This is a genomic window from Meridianimarinicoccus zhengii, assembly GCF_003254465.1.
GTDB classification, from domain to species: Bacteria; Pseudomonadota; Alphaproteobacteria; order Rhodobacterales; family Rhodobacteraceae; genus Meridianimarinicoccus; species Meridianimarinicoccus zhengii.
On record NZ_QDFI01000018.1, the window covers coordinates 19180 to 36101 of the forward strand.

The window sequence follows — 16922 nt, forward strand, 5'->3', positions numbered from 1 at the left end:
ATAGGGTCCCGCCATGGCGCGCGGCACTCCCCCAACCCTGTCGGACGATCAGAAGGCCGCCCACGGGCGCCTGAGCGCCATGCTGGCGAAGGCAGGCATCGATCTGGCCACGGGTTCGCTGATGCCGCCGGGCAAGTCGACCGCCGTCATGGCCGTGCTGGGCAAGGCCGGGTCGGGCAAGACGCTGCTGCTGGCGCAACTCTACCAGGCGCTCAGGGCTGCGGGGGTGGAGATCGTGTCGGGCGACTACGAATCCCGGCGCAAGCGGGAACGCCGCAGCCTCGCGATCCTTGCCCCGACCAACAAGGCCGCAAGCGTGTTGCGCATGCGCGGCGTGCCCGCCACGACGATCCACCGGGTGCTCTATACCCCGGTCTATGACCCGGAATACGAAAAGATCGCCGAATGGCTGGCGGGCAAGGGCGACAAGCCCGTGACGGACCTGCTGCCCGATGCGGCACTCGATCGGGCTGCCGCTTTCTATGCGCAGCACGCGTCGGTGCCCGGCGCGCTGGCCTCTGCGGGGTTGCGGGGGTCGGATTTCATCACGGGCTGGAAACGCCGGGACGAGCCGCTGGATATCGGCTTCGTCGACGAAAGCTCCATGCTCGACAAGCGCCAGCTCGACGACCTGCGCGAGATCTTTCCGACCCTCGTGCTGTTCGGGGACCCGGCCCAGCTCGCGCCCGTGGGCCAGTCGGGCGAAATGGTGTTCGACGCGCTGCCGGACCCTGACCGGATCGTCCTGTCACGCATTCACCGGCAGGCGCGCGGGAACCCGATCCTCGATCTGGCGCACGCGCTGGGGGACCCGCACCTTCAGTTCGAGGACTTCGAACGCATGGTCGAGGACGCCGCGGCCCGCGACGACCGCGTCGTGATGGCGGGGCGGGTGGAAGCGGACCTGATGGCGCGCTCCCCCGTGCTTGTGTGGCGCAACGCGACACGCATCCGGCTGATCCAGGCGTTCCGCGCGGCCCATGATGCGCCGGCCGATGCGCTGCTGCCCGGCGAGCCGCTGATCTGCGACGGGTTGGAACTGCCGCTCAAGCACCGCAAGCGGCGGCTGGACCTCGAAGCGCGGGGGCTCATCAAGGGGGCGCAGGTCGTGTTCCTCGGCCCCGGGCGGCGCGACGGGTTTGCGCGGCTGCACGTGGTGGGCGCGCCGGAACCGCAGGTATCGGCGGCGTCGATCATCAAGATCGAACATCCCGACGAGGAAGAACCCTTCATCCCTTCCGCCGCGCGGATGGGGGCCGCGTTCCTGCATGGCGCGGCGGTGACGATCCACAAGGCGCAGGGGTCGCAATGGCCCGCGGTGCAGGTCTTCGCCCCGGACCTCTACGCCGCTGCCCGCGCCGGGCGCTCCGAGGCCGGTCTGCCCCTGTGGATGCGGCTGGCCTATGTGGCGATCACGCGGGCGGAGGAACGGCTGCACTGGGTCACGCGCTACCGGCTGGGCAAGCCGACGGTGCCGCTGGGCATCGACGATCTGGCCGTGCCGGCCGCGCCCGACCTGATCCGCGAGCTGGATCCCGACCTAGCGCTGCAACAGCCGGAACAGGGCTGACGCGCCCCAGCCCGCGGCAATGGCGATGACCAGCGACATCAGACCATACAGCACCGGCTGCGTGTTCGCGGTGGTATAGAGCCAGCGTTCCATCCCGACCTTGCGCACCGGGATGCCGGTCGTGAATATGTCCACCACATCGCGGTTGCGCAGCAGGAAAATCCGGGTCTGGTAGCTGCCTTCGACAAGGTTCGACGGCAGCTCGATGGACGTGCGGAACAGTGTCTGCTGGTCCAGCGCGACACTGCCCTCGTTGATCTGGTAGAGTCCCTCGCTTTCGCGGATGCGGCGCAGCGCGGCGGTGAAATTCTCCACGTCCTGCACGCTTTCCCGCGCGCCCACGGTGTTGATGACCTGACCGAGCGTGATGCCGTGGCGCAGGTCCTCCACGGGTGACAGTATATCCTTCAGCGGCCCGGTGCTGGCGACGGCGTAGAAACTCGGCGCCTCAGACAGCCACACGCTGTCGGCGTTGACCCAGATGCCGAACTGCCGTTCCTTGCGCCGCACGTCCAGCGGGCCAAGCGGACCGGTCACCGTGATGATCACCTCCAGCCGGCCGTCCGACGGGATGGGTGCCTCGCGGCTGACCGCGCCGAAGATCAGCAGCGACGAGCCGTCGAAGGTGGCGGTGATCGCCACCTCGTCCTGTGAAAGGCCAAGCACGATCCGTTCCGAGGCAAGACCGGGCAGCGTGCCGACCCACAGGATCGCCGCGGCAAGGACTGCACGGATCATTGCGCCACCTCGAGACTGTAGAGTTCGGACGGTTCCAGCAGCAGGTCGAGCGCGAGCTTGCCGCACACAAGCAGCACCAGCGATGCAAGCAGGATGCGCAACTGTTCCGCCTTCAGGTTCGTGCCCATGCGCGACCCGATCTGCGCCCCGATCACCCCGCCGAGGATCAGCAGAACCGCCAGCACCACGTCCACGGATTGCGTGGTGATCGCGTGCATCAGCGTGGCGAAGGCGGTGACGAAGATGATCTGGAACAGCGATGTGCCGATCACGACCTTTGTGGGCATGCCGAGCAGATAGATCATAGCGGGCACCATGATGAACCCGCCGCCGACACCCATGATGGCCGACAGGATACCCACGCCTGCGCCGATCAGGACAGGGGGAATGACCGAGATATACATCCCCGACGTGCGGAATTTCATCTTCAACGGCAGCGCATGGATCCAGTTGTGCCTCTTGCGTTTGGATACAGGGCCGCCGGGGTTGCGGGCACGGCGCATGGATCGCAGGCTTTCCCAGAACATCAGCCCGCCCACGGCCCCCAGGAACACGACGTAGAACAGGGTCACCAGAAGATCGACCTGGCCGCGCGCCTTGAGGGCCGCGAAGACCTGAACGCCCAGACCCGCACCCACGAGCCCGCCGGCAAGCAGCACCCCGCCCATGCGAAAATCCACGGTCTTGCGGCGCAGATGCGCCAGCACGGCGGAAAAGGAAGAGGCCACGATCTGGTTTGCGCCCGTGGCCACGGCGACGGCGGGCGGAATGCCAACGAAGAACAGCAGCGGTGTCATCAGGAAGCCGCCGCCCACCCCGAACAGGCCCGACAGCAGGCCCACCAGACCGCCGAGACCGAGCAGAAGCAATGCGTTCACCGCGACCTCGGCGATGGGCAGGTAGATCTGCATCCCAACTGGGCCCTTTCCGGCGGCGATGGCGTATGGTGTGAACCTAGAACGGCGCGGGCGCCAATGCAAAGCCCCGCTTGGGCCGGCGCGGAGGACCTCTAGCGTTCCTTGACGTAGGGGGTGCCGCCGGCGCGGGGCGGGGTCGCCTTGCCGACGAAACCCGCGAGGATCACGACGGTAAGGATATAGGGCAGGGCCTGCATGAATTGCGTGGGCACCGTCGCGCCGAACAGATCAAGGCTCTGGAACCTGTTGCCGAGCGCGTCGAGCAGCCCGAACAGCAGGCACGCCCCCAGCGCATACCAAGGCCGCCACTTGGCAAAGATCAAAGCTGCAAGCGCGATGAACCCGCGCCCCGCGCTCATGTCCTTGACGAAGCCCGCGGACAGGCCGGTGGCCAGATGTGCGCCCGCAAGCCCGCACAGAAGCCCGCAGATGATGACGGCGGAATAGCGCAGCCGGACGACCGAGATACCGGCCGTGTCCACTGCACCGGGGTTCTCGCCCACGGCGCGCAGCCGCAGGCCGAACCGCGTGCGGAACAGCACGAACCACGTTGCCGGGACCGCAAGCAGCCCGACATAGACCAGGATGGAATGGCCCGACAGCACCTCGGCATAGAGCGGCCCGAGAACGGGAATGCCCGACAGCGTGCCGGCCAGCGGCAACGTGATCTCCTGAAATCGGGCCGCTCCCTCCAGCGCGGGGGTGCGCCCGCCCAGTTCGAACCACGCCTCGCCGATCACCACGGTCAGCCCGGCAGCCAGGAAATTGATCGCCACGCCGGATATCAGCTGGTTGCCGCGGAACGTGATCGACGCCGCGCCATGCAGCAGCGACAGCGCCACTGAGGATGCGATGCCCGCGACCAGACCCAGCCAGACCGAACCGGTCATCGCGGCGGCGGCGGCGGCGAAGAACGCCGCGGCGAGCATCTTGCCTTCAAGTCCGATGTCGAAGATGCCCGCGCGTTCGGAAAACAGTCCCGCCAGGCAGGCGAACAGCAGCGGCGTGGCCAGCCGCAACGTGCTGTCCAGAAGCTGGATCAGGGTCGATAGGTCCATCATGCGGCCCCTTTGCGCGGGCGGCGGAACATCCCCTCGACCGGGCCGCGCACCATGTTGTCGAGCGCGCCTGTAAACAGGATGACGAGTGCCTGGATGACCACGATCATCTCGCGCGAAATCGCGGGGATCTCGAATTCAAGCTCTGCCCCGCCCTGGTAGAGCGCCCCGAACAGGATCGCCGCCAGCAGCACGCCCAGCGGGTGCGACCGGCCCATCAGCGCCACGGCGATGCCCACGAAGCCCGCGCCCTGCACGCTGTCGATGATGAGCCGCTCGGCCTCCCCCTGCACTGCGTTGACGGCCATCAGGCCCGCCAGCCCGCCCGAGATCAGCATGGCGATCATGATGGTGCGCACGGGGCGGATGCCGGCGTATTTCGCCGCCGGTTCCGACTGCCCGAAAGCGCGGATTTCATATCCGAGCCGCGTCTTCCAGATCAGCACCCAGACCGCGACGCAGCACCCGAGCGCGAGGAAGAATGCCACGTTCAGCGGCGCGGACCGCCCGAAGCCCATCCATGCGCCCCAGTCATAGGCCGAAGGCAGCCGCGCGCCTTCGGGAAAGCGGGCGGTTTCGGGGGCCATGGAACCCGGCACCTTGAGCACGTTCACCAGAAGATAGACCAACAGCGCCGAGGCGATGAAGTTGAACATGATCGTGGTGATGACGATATGGCTTCCGCGCGTCGCCTGAAGCCAGGCGGGGACTGCCGCCCATGCCGCGCCGAACAGCGCCGCACCGAAGGACGCTGCGACCAGCGCCAGCGTCCAGTGCGGCCACGGGATCGCAAGGCACACCAGCGCCACGCCAAGGCCCCCCAGCGCCGCCTGGCCTTCGCCGCCGATATTGAACATCCGCGCATGGAACGCCACGGCGACGGCAAGCCCAGTGAAGATGAAGTTGGTCGCATAGTAAAGCGTGTAGCCCCAGCCATAGGCCGACCCGACAGCGCCCCGGATCATCACGCCCATCGCGTCGGCCGGGTTCTCGCCGATCAGTGCAATCACCAGCGCGGAAACCAGCAGCGCAAGCGCGAGGTTGATCAGAGGGATCAGCGCGATATCGACCCAGCGGGGAATTCCGTTCATGTCCGGCGTCCTTCGGCCATCCCGGCCATCATCAGCCCCAACTCTGTCTCATCGGTCTGTTCGGGCAAGCGTTCGCCCATGATGCGCCCGTCGAACATCACCGCGATCCGGTCGGACAGGGCGAAGATCTCGTCCAGTTCGACGCTCACCAGCAGGATCGCTTTGCCCGCGTCCCGCATCTCGATCAGGCGCTGGTGGATGAATTCGATCGCGCCGATATCCACGCCGCGCGTGGGCTGGCCCACCAGAAGCAGGTCGGGATCGCACTCGATCTCGCGGGCGAGCACGATCTTCTGTTGGTTGCCGCCGGAAAAGTTCTTGGCATGCAGCCAGCAATCGGCCGGCCGAACATCGAAACGCTGCATCTTGCCTTGCGCATCGCGGCGCATGGCTTGCTGGTCGATCAGCGCGCCGGTGCCATACTCGGCCCGATCCTGGTATCCGAAACCTGTATTTTCCCATGCGGTGAAATCGAGGATCAGGCCCAGCCGGTGCCGGTCTTCGGGGACATGGGCAATGCCCGCATCGCGGCGCGCGCGCCCGTCGGCCCGCGGTCCGGTCAGGTCCAGCGGCTGGCCGTTCAGCGTGACAGCGCCGGAAGCCTCGCGGATACCGCCCAGCACCTCCAGCAGTTCCGACTGCCCGTTGCCCGCCACGCCCGCGATCCCGAGGATCTCGCCCGCGCGCACCTGGAAATCGATCCCGCGCAGCCGTTCCACACCCTTGCCGTCGGTCACGCGCAGGCCTTGCACGTCGAGAACCACGGCGCCGGGCTGTGCCGGGGTCTTGTCCACCCGCAGGAGCACCTTTCGCCCGACCATCAGCTCGGCAAGGTCCGTGGGCGATGTGTCTGCGGTGCGCACGGTCGCCACCATTTCGCCCCGCCGCATGACGCTGACATTGTCGGTCACGTCCATGATTTCACGCAGCTTATGGGTGATCAGCACGATGGTCTTGCCCTCGTCCCGCAGCCCGCGCAGGATCCGGAACAGGTGGTCGGCCTCGGACGGCGTCAGCACGCCTGTGGGCTCGTCGAGGATCAGGATATCGGCCTGCCGATACAGCGCCTTGAGGATCTCCACCCGCTGCTGCATCCCGACGCCCAGATCTTCTATCTTGGCGTCCGGGTCGACCTGCAATTCGTATTCCCGCGCAAGGTCCACGAGAAGCTTGCGCGCCTTCGCAAGCGAAGGACGCAGCATCGCGCCGTCTTCGGCCCCGAGCACGACATTTTCCAGCACGGTGAAGTTTTCCACCAGCTTGAAATGCTGGAACACCATGCCGATGCCCGCGCGGATCGCGGCCTGGCTGTCGGGGATCTCGGTCCGCTGCCCACCGATCAGGATCTCGCCCGCATCGGCCTTGTAGAACCCATACAGGATCGACATGAGCGTCGACTTGCCCGCGCCGTTCTCGCCGATGATGCCGTGGATCGTACCGCGCTCCACCCGGATCGCGATGTCCTTGTTGGCCTGCACCGGCCCGAACGCCTTGGAAATGCCGCGCAGCTCGATCGCTGGCACCTTGCCGGGGGCGGCCGCACCGGGCCGCCCCGCGATTGTGTCGATTGCCGTCATCCGGTCAGTAGGCCGGACAGCTGCTGTCGGTGGTGTAATCGTGCACGACGATATCGCCCGCGATGATGCGTTCCTTGGTTTCTTCCACCGTGGCTTTCATCGACTCGGTGATCAGGTCCGCGTTGTATTCGTCCTGCGCCCAGCCGACCCCGTTGTTGTCGAGCCCCATGACCTTGATCCCCGGCTCGAACGTGCCGTTCATGCCGGCCTCGAACGCTTCATACACGGCGTTGTCCACGCGCTTGACCATCGAGGTCAGGACCTGCCCCGGGTGCAGGTGGTTCTGGTTGCTGTCCACGCCGATGGACAGGATGCCTTCGTCCGCCGCCGCTTGCAGCACGCCGATCCCCGTGCCGCCCGCTGCCGCATAAACCACGTCGGACCCCTGGCTGATCTGCGACCGGGTCAGTTCCGCACCGCGCACCGGGTCGTTCCACGCGGTCGGCGTGGTGCCGGTCATGTTGACGATCACGTTCGCATCCGGCTTCACGGCCTTCACGCCTTGCGCGTAGCCGCAGGCGAACTTGGAAATCAGCGGCACATCCATCCCGCCCACGAAGCTGACGGTGCCGGTTTCGGATGCCATCGCGGCCAGCACACCCACGAGATAGCTGCCTTCGTGTTCCTTGAACACGACCGACTGCACGTTCGGCGCATCCACGACCATGTCCACGATGGTGAAGTTGGTATCCGGATAATCCGGCGCGACCTTTTCCAGCGTGGAGGCATTGGCGAAGCCCAGCACCACGACCGGATTCGCACCGCTTTCGGCCATCCGGCGCATTGACTGTTCGCGCTGCGCCTCGGACGCCAACTCGGATTCGCGATAACTGCCGCCCGTGTCCTCCATCCAGCGCTGCGCACCGGTAAACGCGCTTTCGTTGAACGACTTGTCGAACTTGCCGCCCAGGTCGATGATCAGGCCCGGTTCTGCCAGCGCGGCACCCGCGGCGAACGTGGCAAGGGCGGTCGCGCCGAGAAAGGATGCGATGCGTGTCATGGATGTCTCCTGCTGCTGGTTCCCGGCCCGGATCGATCTCCGGCCCGGCAATGCGGCCTTGCGGCCTGTTTCATTGGCCAAATAGTTCGCAGCCGCCGGGCAGGGTCAATAGCTTTCTGGAGCTGCGGGTTCACGACGCTGCGCGGTCGTGCGGCGCATGGGCAGATCGCAGGCCATCACGCGCGCATCGCAGGCGGTTCCGTCCGGCATGCGGTAGTATCGCGGACGCAGGCCGACCTGACGAAATCCGAAGCGGTCATAGAGACGGCAGGCCGCCGCATTGTCTGCCGCCACTTCGAGGAAACACGACCGGGCACCGGCTCTGGCAGCGCGATCCAGCAGTCTTGCCAGCAGGGCCGTGGCGACGCCCTGACCGCGGGCTTCCGGCGCCGTGGTAATGGTGAGCAGTTCCGACTCGTCCAGTGTCACGCGCAACAGCGCGAAGCCCGTCTCGGCGGCCTCCAGCAACGTGTCGGGCCGCGCAAGCAGGTCGGCGAAGGCCGCTTTGGACCAGGGCGGCGGCACCGCGAACCCGGCGCGGTGCAGGTCCGCCATCCATGCGGCGGTCCGGTCCTGCGTCACGGCAGGATCGCGGGCGGGCGGTCGCTGGCCGGCGCGGCGTCGGCGGCACGCAGATAGAGCGGGCGGGGCCGATCCGCGGTGTCGGCGGCGCGTGCGCAGGCGATGCGCGCGATCGACACAGCGTGCGGGGCGGCGGGACGAACGACCGTGCCCCCGATCCGCGCCGCCACATCGTTCGCTACGTCGCCGCAGACGGGTACCGGCGGCAGGGCTGCTGCGGCCAGTTCATCCAGCGTCAGGGTCTCGGGCGCGTGAACCTCGCCCTGCCTGTGGCGTTGCAGATAGATCGAACCGCGCCGCGCCGGCACGACGGTCAGACAGGGCTGGGGCAGGCCGTGGGCGAGCGCGTCCAGCGTGCTCACTCCGATAGCCGGGCAGCCCAGCGACAGGGCCAGCCCGCGTGCGGCCGCGACGGAAATGCGGATGCCGGTGAAATTGCCCGGCCCGGTGCCGACGCCGATCCGGCCCACGTCGCCCCATGCCAGCCCGGCGGCGCTCAGAAGCTCGTCCAGCAGCGGAAACAGCCGTTCAGCCTGTCCGCGCGCCATCTGTTCGACCGTGTCCGCGATGATCGTTTCACCGGACAGGATTGCGGCGCAGCAGGCAGGGCCGGACGTGTCGAAAGCCAGCGTAACCACGCCGGGCAGCATGTTCGCCACGGATCACACGGCGACGGGTCGGACCTCGACCACTTCGGGGATGTAATGGCGCAACAGGTTCTCGATCCCCATCTTCAGGGTCAGGGTCGAAGACGGGCAGCCGGCGCAGGCTCCCTGCATGTGCAGGTAGACCACACCGCGGTCAAAGCCGTGGAAGGTGATGTCGCCGCCGTCCTGCGCCACGGCGGGCCGCACGCGGGTGTCGAGCAGTTCCTTGATCTGACCCACGATCTCGGCATCCGGTCCGTCGTGGTCGGCATGGCCCGCGCTGTGGCCCTCGCCCTCGATCGCTGCCTCGCCCGACTGGAAATGCTCCATTACCGCACCGAGAATGGCGGGTTTGACATGGTCCCAATCGACGTCGTCGGCCTTTGTCACGGTCACGAAGTCGCTGCCGAGGAAAACCCCCGTTACCCCGCCAACGGCGAAGATCCGGCGTGCCAGCGGCGCGTTGCCCACCGTGTCCGCCGACGGGAAATCGGCAGTGCCGGTTTCCAGAACGGTCTGGCCGGGCAGGAATTTCAGGGTGGCGGGGTTGGGTGTGGACTCGGTCTGGATGAACATGGCGTATCCTCTGGTTGACCCTCGATATGCGCATCTGCGCGGCTCGAGTCAATGTTTGGAACGGTTCCAAACTGGTCGATGCGTGTCGGGATCGTCAGGTCACCGCCTCAAGATCGTCGCGCGACATGCCCCCCGGCACGACCGTAAAGGGGATGCGCAGGCTGCCCGACGCCTTGACGATCTGCGTGACCAGTGGGCCGGGGCCGTTCTTGTCGGTGCCCGCACCGAGCACGAGCACGCCGATATCGCGGTTCTCGTCGATCTGCGCGAGCACCTCGCGAAACACGTCGCCTTCGCGGATCGCAAGGGTCGGGTTGACCCCCTGCTTGTCACGCATCCACTTGGCGAAAACCTCGAAATGGGCTTCGATCCGTTCGCGGGCCTCTTCGCGCATGATGTCGCCTACGCCGATCCAGTGGTTGAAATCCTCCGGCGGGATCACCGACAGGACTTCGACGCCGCCGCCCGTGCGCGCGGCGCGCATCGCGGCGAAGCGCATGGCGTTCAGGCATTCGCGGCTGTCATCGAGCACGACAAGGAATGTGCGCATCAGGGCCTCCGCCTCTGACGATGCCAGCAAGCACGCCAGGAAGGCAAGCCGCCTGTCAGCCCACCATCCCGACGATGTCGTAGGTGCGGCGCAGGATCGGTGCCGCGATGGCGCGGGCGCGGTCCGCCCCGTCGGCAAGGATGCGGTCGATTTCCGCCGGATCCTGCATCAGCCGGGCCATTTCCGACGACAGGGGGGACAGCTTTTCCACCGCCAGATCGGCCAGCGCGGGCTTGAAGGCGGAAAAGGGCTGGCCCGCGAACTCGTGGATCACGGCGTCGGGCGTGGTGTCGGCCAAAGCGGCGTAGATGTTCACGAGGTTGCGCGCCTCGGGCCGCTCCGCGAGCGCGTCAAGATTGTCGGGCAGGGGATCCGGGTCGGTCTTTGCCTTGCGCAGCTTCTTGGCGATCGTGTCGGCATCGTCGGTCAGGTTGATGCGGCTCATGTCCGACGGGTCGGATTTGCTCATCTTCTTCGTGCCGTCGCGCAGGCTCATGACGCGGGTGCCCGCACCTTCGATCACCGGCTCGGTGACGGGGAAGAAATCGACGCCATAGTCGTTGTTGAACTTGATGGCGATGTCGCGGGTCAGCTCCAGATGCTGCTTCTGATCCTCGCCCACGGGCACCTTGGTCGCGTGATAGGCCAAGATATCGGCAGCCATCAGGTTGGGATAGGTGAACAGCCCCACCGACGCGGCCTCGCGGTTCTTGCCGGCCTTGTCCTTGAACTGGGTCATGCGGCTCAGCCAGCCCATGCGTGCGACGCAGTTGAACACCCAGGCCAGTTGCGCATGTTCGGGCACGCGCGACTGGTTGAACAAGATCGACCGCGCGGGATCCAGCCCGGCGGCGATGTATCCCGCGGCCAGTTCGCGGGTCGCGCGGGTCAGGTCGGCGGGGTCCTGCCAGACGGTGATCGCATGCATGTCCACGATGCAGTAGATCGTTTCGATCCCGCTGTCCTGCATGGCGACGAACCGTTTGACCGCACCAAGGTAGTTGCCCAGTTGCAGGTGGTTCGTCGGCTGGATGCCGGAAAACACCCGCGGCGTGAAACCGGCATTGGCATCCGCGGCGGTGTGGGTGTCCGCATCCGTCATGGGGCTTGGTCTCCGTCTGGAACTTCGTGCCCGGTTCGCTTATCCGGGGCATCAGATGCCGTCAATCACGGGAGACGCGGGATGCCGCAGCCACAGCCCAGCCGACAACTCCCGCCCGTGCAGGGGCCGGTGAACCCGCTGCCCGCCGCAGTGATCGCGCTGGCCGCCGTCATCATCGGGGTGGAGGCGCTGTTCAACCTTGCGGACCGCGGCATCATCGGCGGGGCCGGCGGCGTCGGGATCCGCAGCGCGGCCATCCGCGATTACGCCTTCTTCGGCGAGGCGCTGCAATGGATGCTGGCGAATGGCCGGTTCCCGCCGGACATGCTGGCCCGCTTCGTGACCTATCCGTTGCTGCATCTCAGCTTCACGCATGCGCTGTTCGTGTGCGTCTTCGTGCTCGCCATGGGCAAGATGGTGGGCGAGGCGTTAGGGAACATGGCGGTTCTCGTGATCTTCTTCGGCGCGTCCATCGGGGGGGCGCTGGTCTATGGGCTGCTCCTGAGCGATCCTTTCCCGCTGGTGGGGGGCTATCCCGGCGTCTACGGGCTGATCGGCGGCTATACCTTCCTGATGTGGGTGCAGGCGCGGCTATTGCAGGAAAGCCAGGTGATGGCGTTCCGGTTGATCGGCCTGCTGCTTGGTATCCAGTTGCTGTTCGGGCTGCTGTTCGGGTCGCGCAACGACTGGCTGGCTGACCTGGCGGGGTTCGGCGTGGGGTTCGGGCTGTGTTTCCTGCTGGTGCCGGGCGGTTGGCGACGGCTGCGAGCGATGATCGCGCGGCGCTGAACGAAACCGCTTGCGCGAAACCGGAATCGGGCGCAACGCTGTTACGTTCGCGCACGCAACGGGCTTGGGGATCATACCTGATTCCATGTCGGGTGTCGTGACCGGACCGGATCGACCGGGCGCGTTCCGCCCGTCCGCACCCGCCATCTCATCCCACGTTCACCGGGCGGCATTCGCTGCGCCGGTCCCTGTCTGAAAGGCAATTCCATGAGCAAGGGCGACAAGCAGCGCGGCAACCGCGAAGTCAAGAAGCCGAAGCAGATCAAGGCCAAACCCTCTGCCGTACCCGAGGGGCTGGTCAGCAAGATCACGACCGCATCCGCGGCCGGGAAGAAGAAGCGCTAGGCGCCGTGCAGGATCACCCGGCGGTGCGGTTCCCCGACCGCCGGAAAGCGGCCTTCAGGTCCGACAGCGGCAGACCCCGCAACACATGGGCGGCGGCAAAATAGGCCGCGCCGCCCGCGCCCACCAGCAGCGCGAGCGCGGCGTAGCGAAGGCCGGGCATGTGCAACGCGGTGTCGAGCACGTTCGCCCCGCCCCACAGCATGACACCCATGAGTCCCGCCGCCGCCGCGATCCGGGGGATGCGCCGGACGAAACGTGCGTCGAAGCGTGCGACATCGCCCATTCCGCGCGCCCCGCGCCACAGGAACAGCACCATCGCCCACGCGGCCAGCGTCGTCGCCAGCGCGGCGGCAGGCCAGCCCAGCACAGGCGCCAGACCGATGGCGCACGCGGCGTTCACGGCCATCGCCCATAACGCGAAGCGGAACGGGCTTCGCGTGTCCGAACGCGCGAAATAGAGCGGCTGAAGCACCTTTTGCAGCACGAAGGCGGGCAGGCCCGCGCCATAGATCGCACAGGCAAGCGCGGTGGCCGCCGTGTCCTCGGGCGTGAAGCGGCCCCGTTCGAACAGTACCGACACGAGCGGGCCGGGTATCACCATCAGCGCCACCGCCGCCGGAAGGGTCAGGGCCAGAGCGATTTCCCCCGCGCGGCTGAGCGCGGCCTGTCCGCCCGCATCGTCGCCCGCCGCCAGCCTGCGCGACAGGTCCGGCAGCAGCACGATCCCCACGGCGACGCCGACCACCCCCAGCGGCAACTGGTAGAGCCGGTCGGCGGTATACATCCAGTCGATGGCCCGGTCAAAATAGCTGGCCACCTGCCGCCCCACCAGCAGGTTGATTTGCACCACGCCCGAGGCAAGCGCCGCCGGTGCCGCGATCACGGCGAGTGCGCGGATTTCCGGGGTCAGGCGTGGCCAGGCGGGGCGCATGGCGAATCCCGCCTGCCGCGCCGCGTGCCAAAGCAGCGCAAACTGCGCCATTCCCGCGACGGGCACCGCCCAGATCAGCGCGCGGCCCACGTTCCAGCCAAGCGCCGCGGCCGCGGCCATGAACCCGATGAAGATGATGTTGAGCAACACGGGCGCCGCAGCCGCGACGGCGAAGCGGCCCGTCGCGTTCAACACACCCGACAGCATCGCCGCGAGCGCGATGAACAGGATATAGGGAAAGGCGATGCGCCCGAAATCCACTGCAAGGTCGAATTCGGGCCCGCCGCGAAAGCCACTCGCCATCGCCAGCACGAGGAACGGCATCGCCAGTTGTGCCAGCAGCGTCAGCGCGATCAACACCCCCGACAAGGCCGCGAAGGCCTCCTGCGCGAAATCCGCCGGGCGGTCGCCGGTCTCCAGTCGCTTCGCGAACAGCGGCACGAAGGCCATGTTGAACGCGCCCTCGGCAAAAAGGCGCCGGAACATGTTGGGCAGTGAAAAGGCCACGATGAAAGCCGAATAGGCGGGGCCGGTGCCCAGAAGCGCCACGATCATGGCATCGCGCACGAAGCCGAGCACACGGCTGGCCATGGTCCAGCCGCCTACGGTCAGCAGCCCGGACAGCAGGCGGATGGGCTTCATTCCGTGGCGGCCTTGGTGGCACCCCGTTCAATGGCGTCCTTCAACTTGCGTTCGAGTGCATCGAGCTTCGTCTTGCCCATGATCTTCAGCCCGAACATGTCCTTGACATAGAAGGTGTCCACGGCCTGCGCGCCGTAGGTCGCGATCTGGGCCGACGAGATGTAGATGTTGCTTGCCGCCAGTGTCCGCGCCAGGTCATAGAGCAGGCCGGGACGGTCACGGGTGTCCACTTCCACGATGGTGTAGATGTCCGAGCCTTCGTTGTCGAACGAGATCGTGGTCGGGTGGCGGAAGGCGCGCTCGCGCTTCTTGATCTTGTCGCGCTGGACCATGGCGTCGCCGGTCACGACTTCGCCATGCAGGGTCTTGCGGATCATCGCGCGCAGCCGGTTCATCCGGTCGGCATCATAGGGCGATCCGTCGCCGTCCTGCACCCAGAACACGGCGGTGGCATAGCCGTCCTTGGAGGTATAGGTGCGCGCATCCACCACGTTCGCGCCGACAAGTGCCAGCGACCCGGCCAGCCGCGCGAAGATGCCGGGGTGATCCGCCATCACGAAACAGACGCGCGTGGCGTCGCGACCGGTGTCTTCCTTCAGGTCCACCCTGATCTCGTCGTCGCCCAGCCCGTCGAGAAGGCGGGCGAAGACAACGTGGGTTTCCGTCTGCAGGCCCTGCCAGTATGGACCGTAGTGGCGCCCGAGTTCGGTGCGCAGCTTGGTCTTGTCCATGTCTCCGAGCGCATCGCGCAGCGCGCGCTTCGCCTCGCTTTCACGGGCTTCGCGGTTGACGTCCTCCAGCCCGTTGGCAAGCGCATCGCTGGTCTGGCGATAGAGATTGCGCAGCAGCATCGCCTTCCAGTTGTTCCAGACATTCGGGCCGACGCCCATGATGTCGCAGCATGTCAGCACCAGCAGCAGGTCGAGCCGCTTCTGGGTCTTCACGGCCTTGGCGAAGTCCCGCACCGTGCGCGGATCGGCGATGTCGCGCTTCTGGGCCATGTCCGACATCAGCAGGTGATAGCGCACCAGCCATTCCACGGTGGCGCATTCCTGGGGTTTCAGCCCCAGCCGCGGCGCCACCCTTCGGGCGATGCGCGCGCCCAGGACCGAATGATCCTCGGGGCGGCCCTTGCCGATGTCATGCAGCAAGAGCGCGAGATAGAGCACCCGGCGGTTCACGCCTTCGGACATGATGCGCGTGCTGAGCGGCAGTTCCTCCGCCAGTTCGCCTGCCTCGATCCGTTCGAGAACGCTGATGCACACGATGGTATGCTCGTCCACCGTGTAACTGTGATACATGTTGAACTGCATCATCGCCACGATGGGCTGGAATTCCGGCAGGAAGGCGCCCAGAACACCGGTTTCCTTCATGCGGTGCAGGGCGCGGGACGGTGCGCCGCGCTTCAGCAGCAGCCCGAGGAACAGGCGGTTCGCTTCCGCATCGCGGCGCATCGTGTCGTCGATCAGGTGCAGGTTGGCGACGACCATGCGCGTGGCATCCGGGTGCAGCGGATAGCCGGTGCGCAACGCCTCGTCGAAAAGGCGCAGCAGGTTCAGCTTGTCGGACAGGAAGACGGTCTCGTTTTCGACCGACAGGCGGTTTTGCACGACCTTGAAACCGGTCCGAACCTTGCGGCGGCGGGTGAAAAGCCCGCGCAGCGTTGGCATCCGCTTGATGTGATTGGCTTCCATCACAGTCAGGAACACGCGCGTCAGGTCGCCCACGCGCGTGGCATGCCGAAAGAAATCCTGCATGAAATGTTCGACCGCCCGCCGACCCGCGCGATCTGTGTATCCCAGCCGCTCGGCCACCTCGACCTGAAGGTCGAAGGTCAATTGATCCATCGCGCGCCCGGTCACCAAGTGCAACTGGTTGCGCACCGCCCAGAGGAAATTCTGCGCTCGGTCGAAATACCTGTACTCCTCGGCCGAAAAGACGCCGAGCGCCACGAGATCCTGCGGATCGTCCACGGCGTGCACGTACTTGGCGATCCAGAACAGTGTCTGTAGATCGCGCAGGCCGCCCTTGCCCTCCTTGACATTGGGTTCGACGACGTAGCGCTGGCCGCCCTGCTTCTTGTGGCGGCTGGCGCGCTCGGCCAGCTTTGCCTCGATGAAATCGGCGGCGGTGTTGCGGAACAGGTCGCTGCGCAGTCGATCCTTAAGTTCCGCGGCCAGCGCGGGGTTGCCGTCGAGAAAGCGGTTCTCCAGCAGCGCGGTGCGGATCGTGTAGTCTTCCCGCCCCAGCCGCAGGCAGTCGGCGACGGTGCGGCTGGCATGGCCGACCTTCAGCCGCAGGTCCCACAGCATGTAGAGCATCGATTCGATGACACTCTCGGCCCATGGCGTGGTCTTCCAGGGCGTCAGGAACAGCAGGTCCACATCGGAAGCCGGCGACATCTCGGCGCGGCCATAGCCGCCGACGGCCAGCACGGCGAGGGAACCCGCAGTATCCGCGGAACGGCTGGGATGGAGGTGCCGGGTGGCGACATGCAGGCAGCACCGCACGATCGCGTCGGTGAGCCATGTGTAGCTGCGTACCGCGGCACGCGCATCGAACGGACGCTCGCAAATGGCGCGTGCGATGGTCGTCATCCCGTTGCCGCGCCAGGTCTGCAACAGCCCGACCGTCGCCTTGCGCAACGCCATCGGGTCGGCGTTCTGCGCGGCGACCGCGTCCAACTCCGCGAAGGCTGCATCGAGATCGATGATGTCCGTCGCGGGGCGGATCAGGTCATGCGGGGCGACGCCGGGCCGCGCCGCGTTCCCGGGTCTTTCCCGGGTCTCCGTGTCCGTCACGCATGG

At 66.7% G+C, this 16922-nt stretch carries 16 protein-coding genes; 3 read left to right on the forward strand and 13 right to left on the reverse strand.

The annotated features are described in order from the left end of the window. Positions 1–13 precede the first annotated feature (13 nt). On the forward strand, positions 14–1570 hold the full coding sequence (locus tag DDE13_RS07970) for an ATP-dependent DNA helicase (RefSeq protein WP_111403209.1): 1557 nt from the start codon (positions 14–16) through the stop codon (positions 1568–1570). Here the strand turns inward: DDE13_RS07970 and DDE13_RS07975 are convergent. The 11 genes from DDE13_RS07975 to trpS form a co-directional block, all read right to left on the reverse strand. Continuing rightward, positions 1541–2308 (reverse strand): TIGR02186 family protein, encoded by a 768-nt coding sequence (locus DDE13_RS07975; protein WP_111403211.1) that lies wholly within the window; start codon positions 2306–2308, stop codon positions 1541–1543. The genes DDE13_RS07970 and DDE13_RS07975 overlap by 30 nt on opposite strands. Next, the gene (locus DDE13_RS07980; protein ID WP_111403213.1) at positions 2305–3219 is read right to left on the reverse strand and encodes a sulfite exporter TauE/SafE family protein; all 915 of its coding nucleotides are present in this window, start codon (positions 3217–3219) and stop codon (positions 2305–2307) included. The genes DDE13_RS07975 and DDE13_RS07980 overlap by 4 nt, the downstream gene beginning before the upstream one ends. Positions 3220–3317: 98 nt before the next feature. Next, on the reverse strand, positions 3318–4286 hold the full coding sequence (locus DDE13_RS07985) for an ABC transporter permease (protein ID WP_111403215.1): 969 nt from the start codon (positions 4284–4286) through the stop codon (positions 3318–3320). Further along, positions 4283–5374 (reverse strand): ABC transporter permease, encoded by a 1092-nt coding sequence (locus DDE13_RS07990; protein WP_111403217.1) that lies wholly within the window; start codon positions 5372–5374, stop codon positions 4283–4285. Before DDE13_RS07990 ends, DDE13_RS07985 begins: the two co-directional genes overlap by 4 nt. Continuing rightward, positions 5371–6951: an ABC transporter ATP-binding protein gene (locus DDE13_RS07995; RefSeq protein ID WP_111403219.1), complete on the reverse strand. Its 1581-nt coding sequence runs from the start codon at positions 6949–6951 to the stop codon at positions 5371–5373. The genes DDE13_RS07990 and DDE13_RS07995 overlap by 4 nt, the downstream gene beginning before the upstream one ends. Before the next feature lie 4 nt (positions 6952–6955). Continuing rightward, entirely contained in the window at positions 6956–7951 is a 996-nt protein-coding gene (locus DDE13_RS08000) for a BMP family lipoprotein (protein WP_111403221.1), read from the reverse strand. Positions 7952–8056: 105 nt separating this feature from the next. Next, positions 8057–8533 (reverse strand): ribosomal protein S18-alanine N-acetyltransferase, encoded by a 477-nt coding sequence (rimI, locus tag DDE13_RS08005; RefSeq protein WP_235868636.1) that lies wholly within the window; start codon positions 8531–8533, stop codon positions 8057–8059. Further along, positions 8530–9183, reverse strand: coding sequence for a tRNA (adenosine(37)-N6)-threonylcarbamoyltransferase complex dimerization subunit type 1 TsaB (gene tsaB / locus DDE13_RS08010; protein ID WP_111403225.1), 654 nt, complete (start codon positions 9181–9183; stop codon positions 8530–8532). Before tsaB ends, rimI begins: the two co-directional genes overlap by 4 nt. A gap of 12 nt (positions 9184–9195) precedes the next feature. After that, entirely contained in the window at positions 9196–9756 is a 561-nt protein-coding gene (locus DDE13_RS08015) for a NifU family protein (RefSeq protein ID WP_111403227.1), read from the reverse strand. A gap of 94 nt (positions 9757–9850) precedes the next feature. Continuing rightward, complete coding sequence (locus tag DDE13_RS08020) at positions 9851–10306, reverse strand: universal stress protein (RefSeq protein ID WP_111403229.1); 456 nt, start codon at positions 10304–10306, stop codon at positions 9851–9853. Between the two features lie 55 nt (positions 10307–10361). Next, positions 10362–11408 carry a tryptophan--tRNA ligase gene (gene trpS, locus DDE13_RS08025; protein ID WP_111403231.1) on the reverse strand — a complete coding sequence of 349 codons (1047 nt, stop codon included), beginning with the start codon at positions 11406–11408 and terminating at the stop codon, positions 10362–10364. Between the two features lie 81 nt (positions 11409–11489). On the opposite strand from trpS, the gene DDE13_RS08030 reads away from it, so the two are divergent. Together DDE13_RS08030 and DDE13_RS23185 are read left to right on the forward strand one after the other, a co-directional pair. Further along, positions 11490–12197 carry a rhomboid family intramembrane serine protease gene (locus tag DDE13_RS08030; protein WP_111403233.1) on the forward strand — a complete coding sequence of 236 codons (708 nt, stop codon included), beginning with the start codon at positions 11490–11492 and terminating at the stop codon, positions 12195–12197. A 207-nt stretch (positions 12198–12404) separates the two neighbouring features. Next, entirely contained in the window at positions 12405–12542 is a 138-nt protein-coding gene (locus tag DDE13_RS23185; protein ID WP_222626056.1) for a hypothetical protein, read from the forward strand. 13 nt (positions 12543–12555) lie between these two features. On the opposite strand, the gene murJ is transcribed toward DDE13_RS23185, so the two are convergent. Together murJ and DDE13_RS08040 are read right to left on the reverse strand one after the other, a co-directional pair. Continuing rightward, complete coding sequence (gene murJ, locus DDE13_RS08035) at positions 12556–14115, reverse strand: murein biosynthesis integral membrane protein MurJ (RefSeq protein WP_111403235.1); 1560 nt, start codon at positions 14113–14115, stop codon at positions 12556–12558. Next, positions 14112–16916: a [protein-PII] uridylyltransferase gene (locus DDE13_RS08040; RefSeq protein WP_394340291.1), complete on the reverse strand. Its 2805-nt coding sequence runs from the start codon at positions 16914–16916 to the stop codon at positions 14112–14114. Before DDE13_RS08040 ends, murJ begins: the two co-directional genes overlap by 4 nt. Positions 16917–16922: the final 6 nt, after the last annotated feature.

What these genes read in the sequence shown, in the direction of transcription:
- DDE13_RS07975 (WP_111403211.1), bottom strand. Translation starts at nt 2,308, where the DNA reads ATGATCCGTGCAGTCCTTGCCGCGGCGATCCTGTGGGTCGGCACGCTG.
- tsaB (WP_111403225.1), bottom strand. Translation starts at nt 9,183, where the DNA reads ATGCTGCCCGGCGTGGTTACGCTGGCTTTCGACACGTCCGGCCCTGCC.
- DDE13_RS07990 (WP_111403217.1), bottom strand. Translation starts at nt 5,374, where the DNA reads ATGAACGGAATTCCCCGCTGGGTCGATATCGCGCTGATCCCTCTGATC.
- DDE13_RS08030 (WP_111403233.1), top strand. Translation starts at nt 11,490, where the DNA reads ATGCCGCAGCCACAGCCCAGCCGACAACTCCCGCCCGTGCAGGGGCCG.
- DDE13_RS07985 (WP_111403215.1), bottom strand. Translation starts at nt 4,286, where the DNA reads ATGATGGACCTATCGACCCTGATCCAGCTTCTGGACAGCACGTTGCGG.
- DDE13_RS07980 (WP_111403213.1), bottom strand. Translation starts at nt 3,219, where the DNA reads ATGCAGATCTACCTGCCCATCGCCGAGGTCGCGGTGAACGCATTGCTT.
- DDE13_RS08020 (WP_111403229.1), bottom strand. Translation starts at nt 10,306, where the DNA reads ATGCGCACATTCCTTGTCGTGCTCGATGACAGCCGCGAATGCCTGAAC.
- DDE13_RS08015 (WP_111403227.1), bottom strand. Translation starts at nt 9,756, where the DNA reads ATGTTCATCCAGACCGAGTCCACACCCAACCCCGCCACCCTGAAATTC.
- DDE13_RS08000 (WP_111403221.1), bottom strand. Translation starts at nt 7,951, where the DNA reads ATGACACGCATCGCATCCTTTCTCGGCGCGACCGCCCTTGCCACGTTC.
- trpS (WP_111403231.1), bottom strand. Translation starts at nt 11,408, where the DNA reads ATGACGGATGCGGACACCCACACCGCCGCGGATGCCAATGCCGGTTTC.
- DDE13_RS07995 (WP_111403219.1), bottom strand. Translation starts at nt 6,951, where the DNA reads ATGACGGCAATCGACACAATCGCGGGGCGGCCCGGTGCGGCCGCCCCC.
- DDE13_RS07970 (WP_111403209.1), top strand. Translation starts at nt 14, where the DNA reads ATGGCGCGCGGCACTCCCCCAACCCTGTCGGACGATCAGAAGGCCGCC.
- DDE13_RS23185 (WP_222626056.1), top strand. Translation starts at nt 12,405, where the DNA reads ATGAGCAAGGGCGACAAGCAGCGCGGCAACCGCGAAGTCAAGAAGCCG.
- murJ (WP_111403235.1), bottom strand. Translation starts at nt 14,115, where the DNA reads ATGAAGCCCATCCGCCTGCTGTCCGGGCTGCTGACCGTAGGCGGCTGG.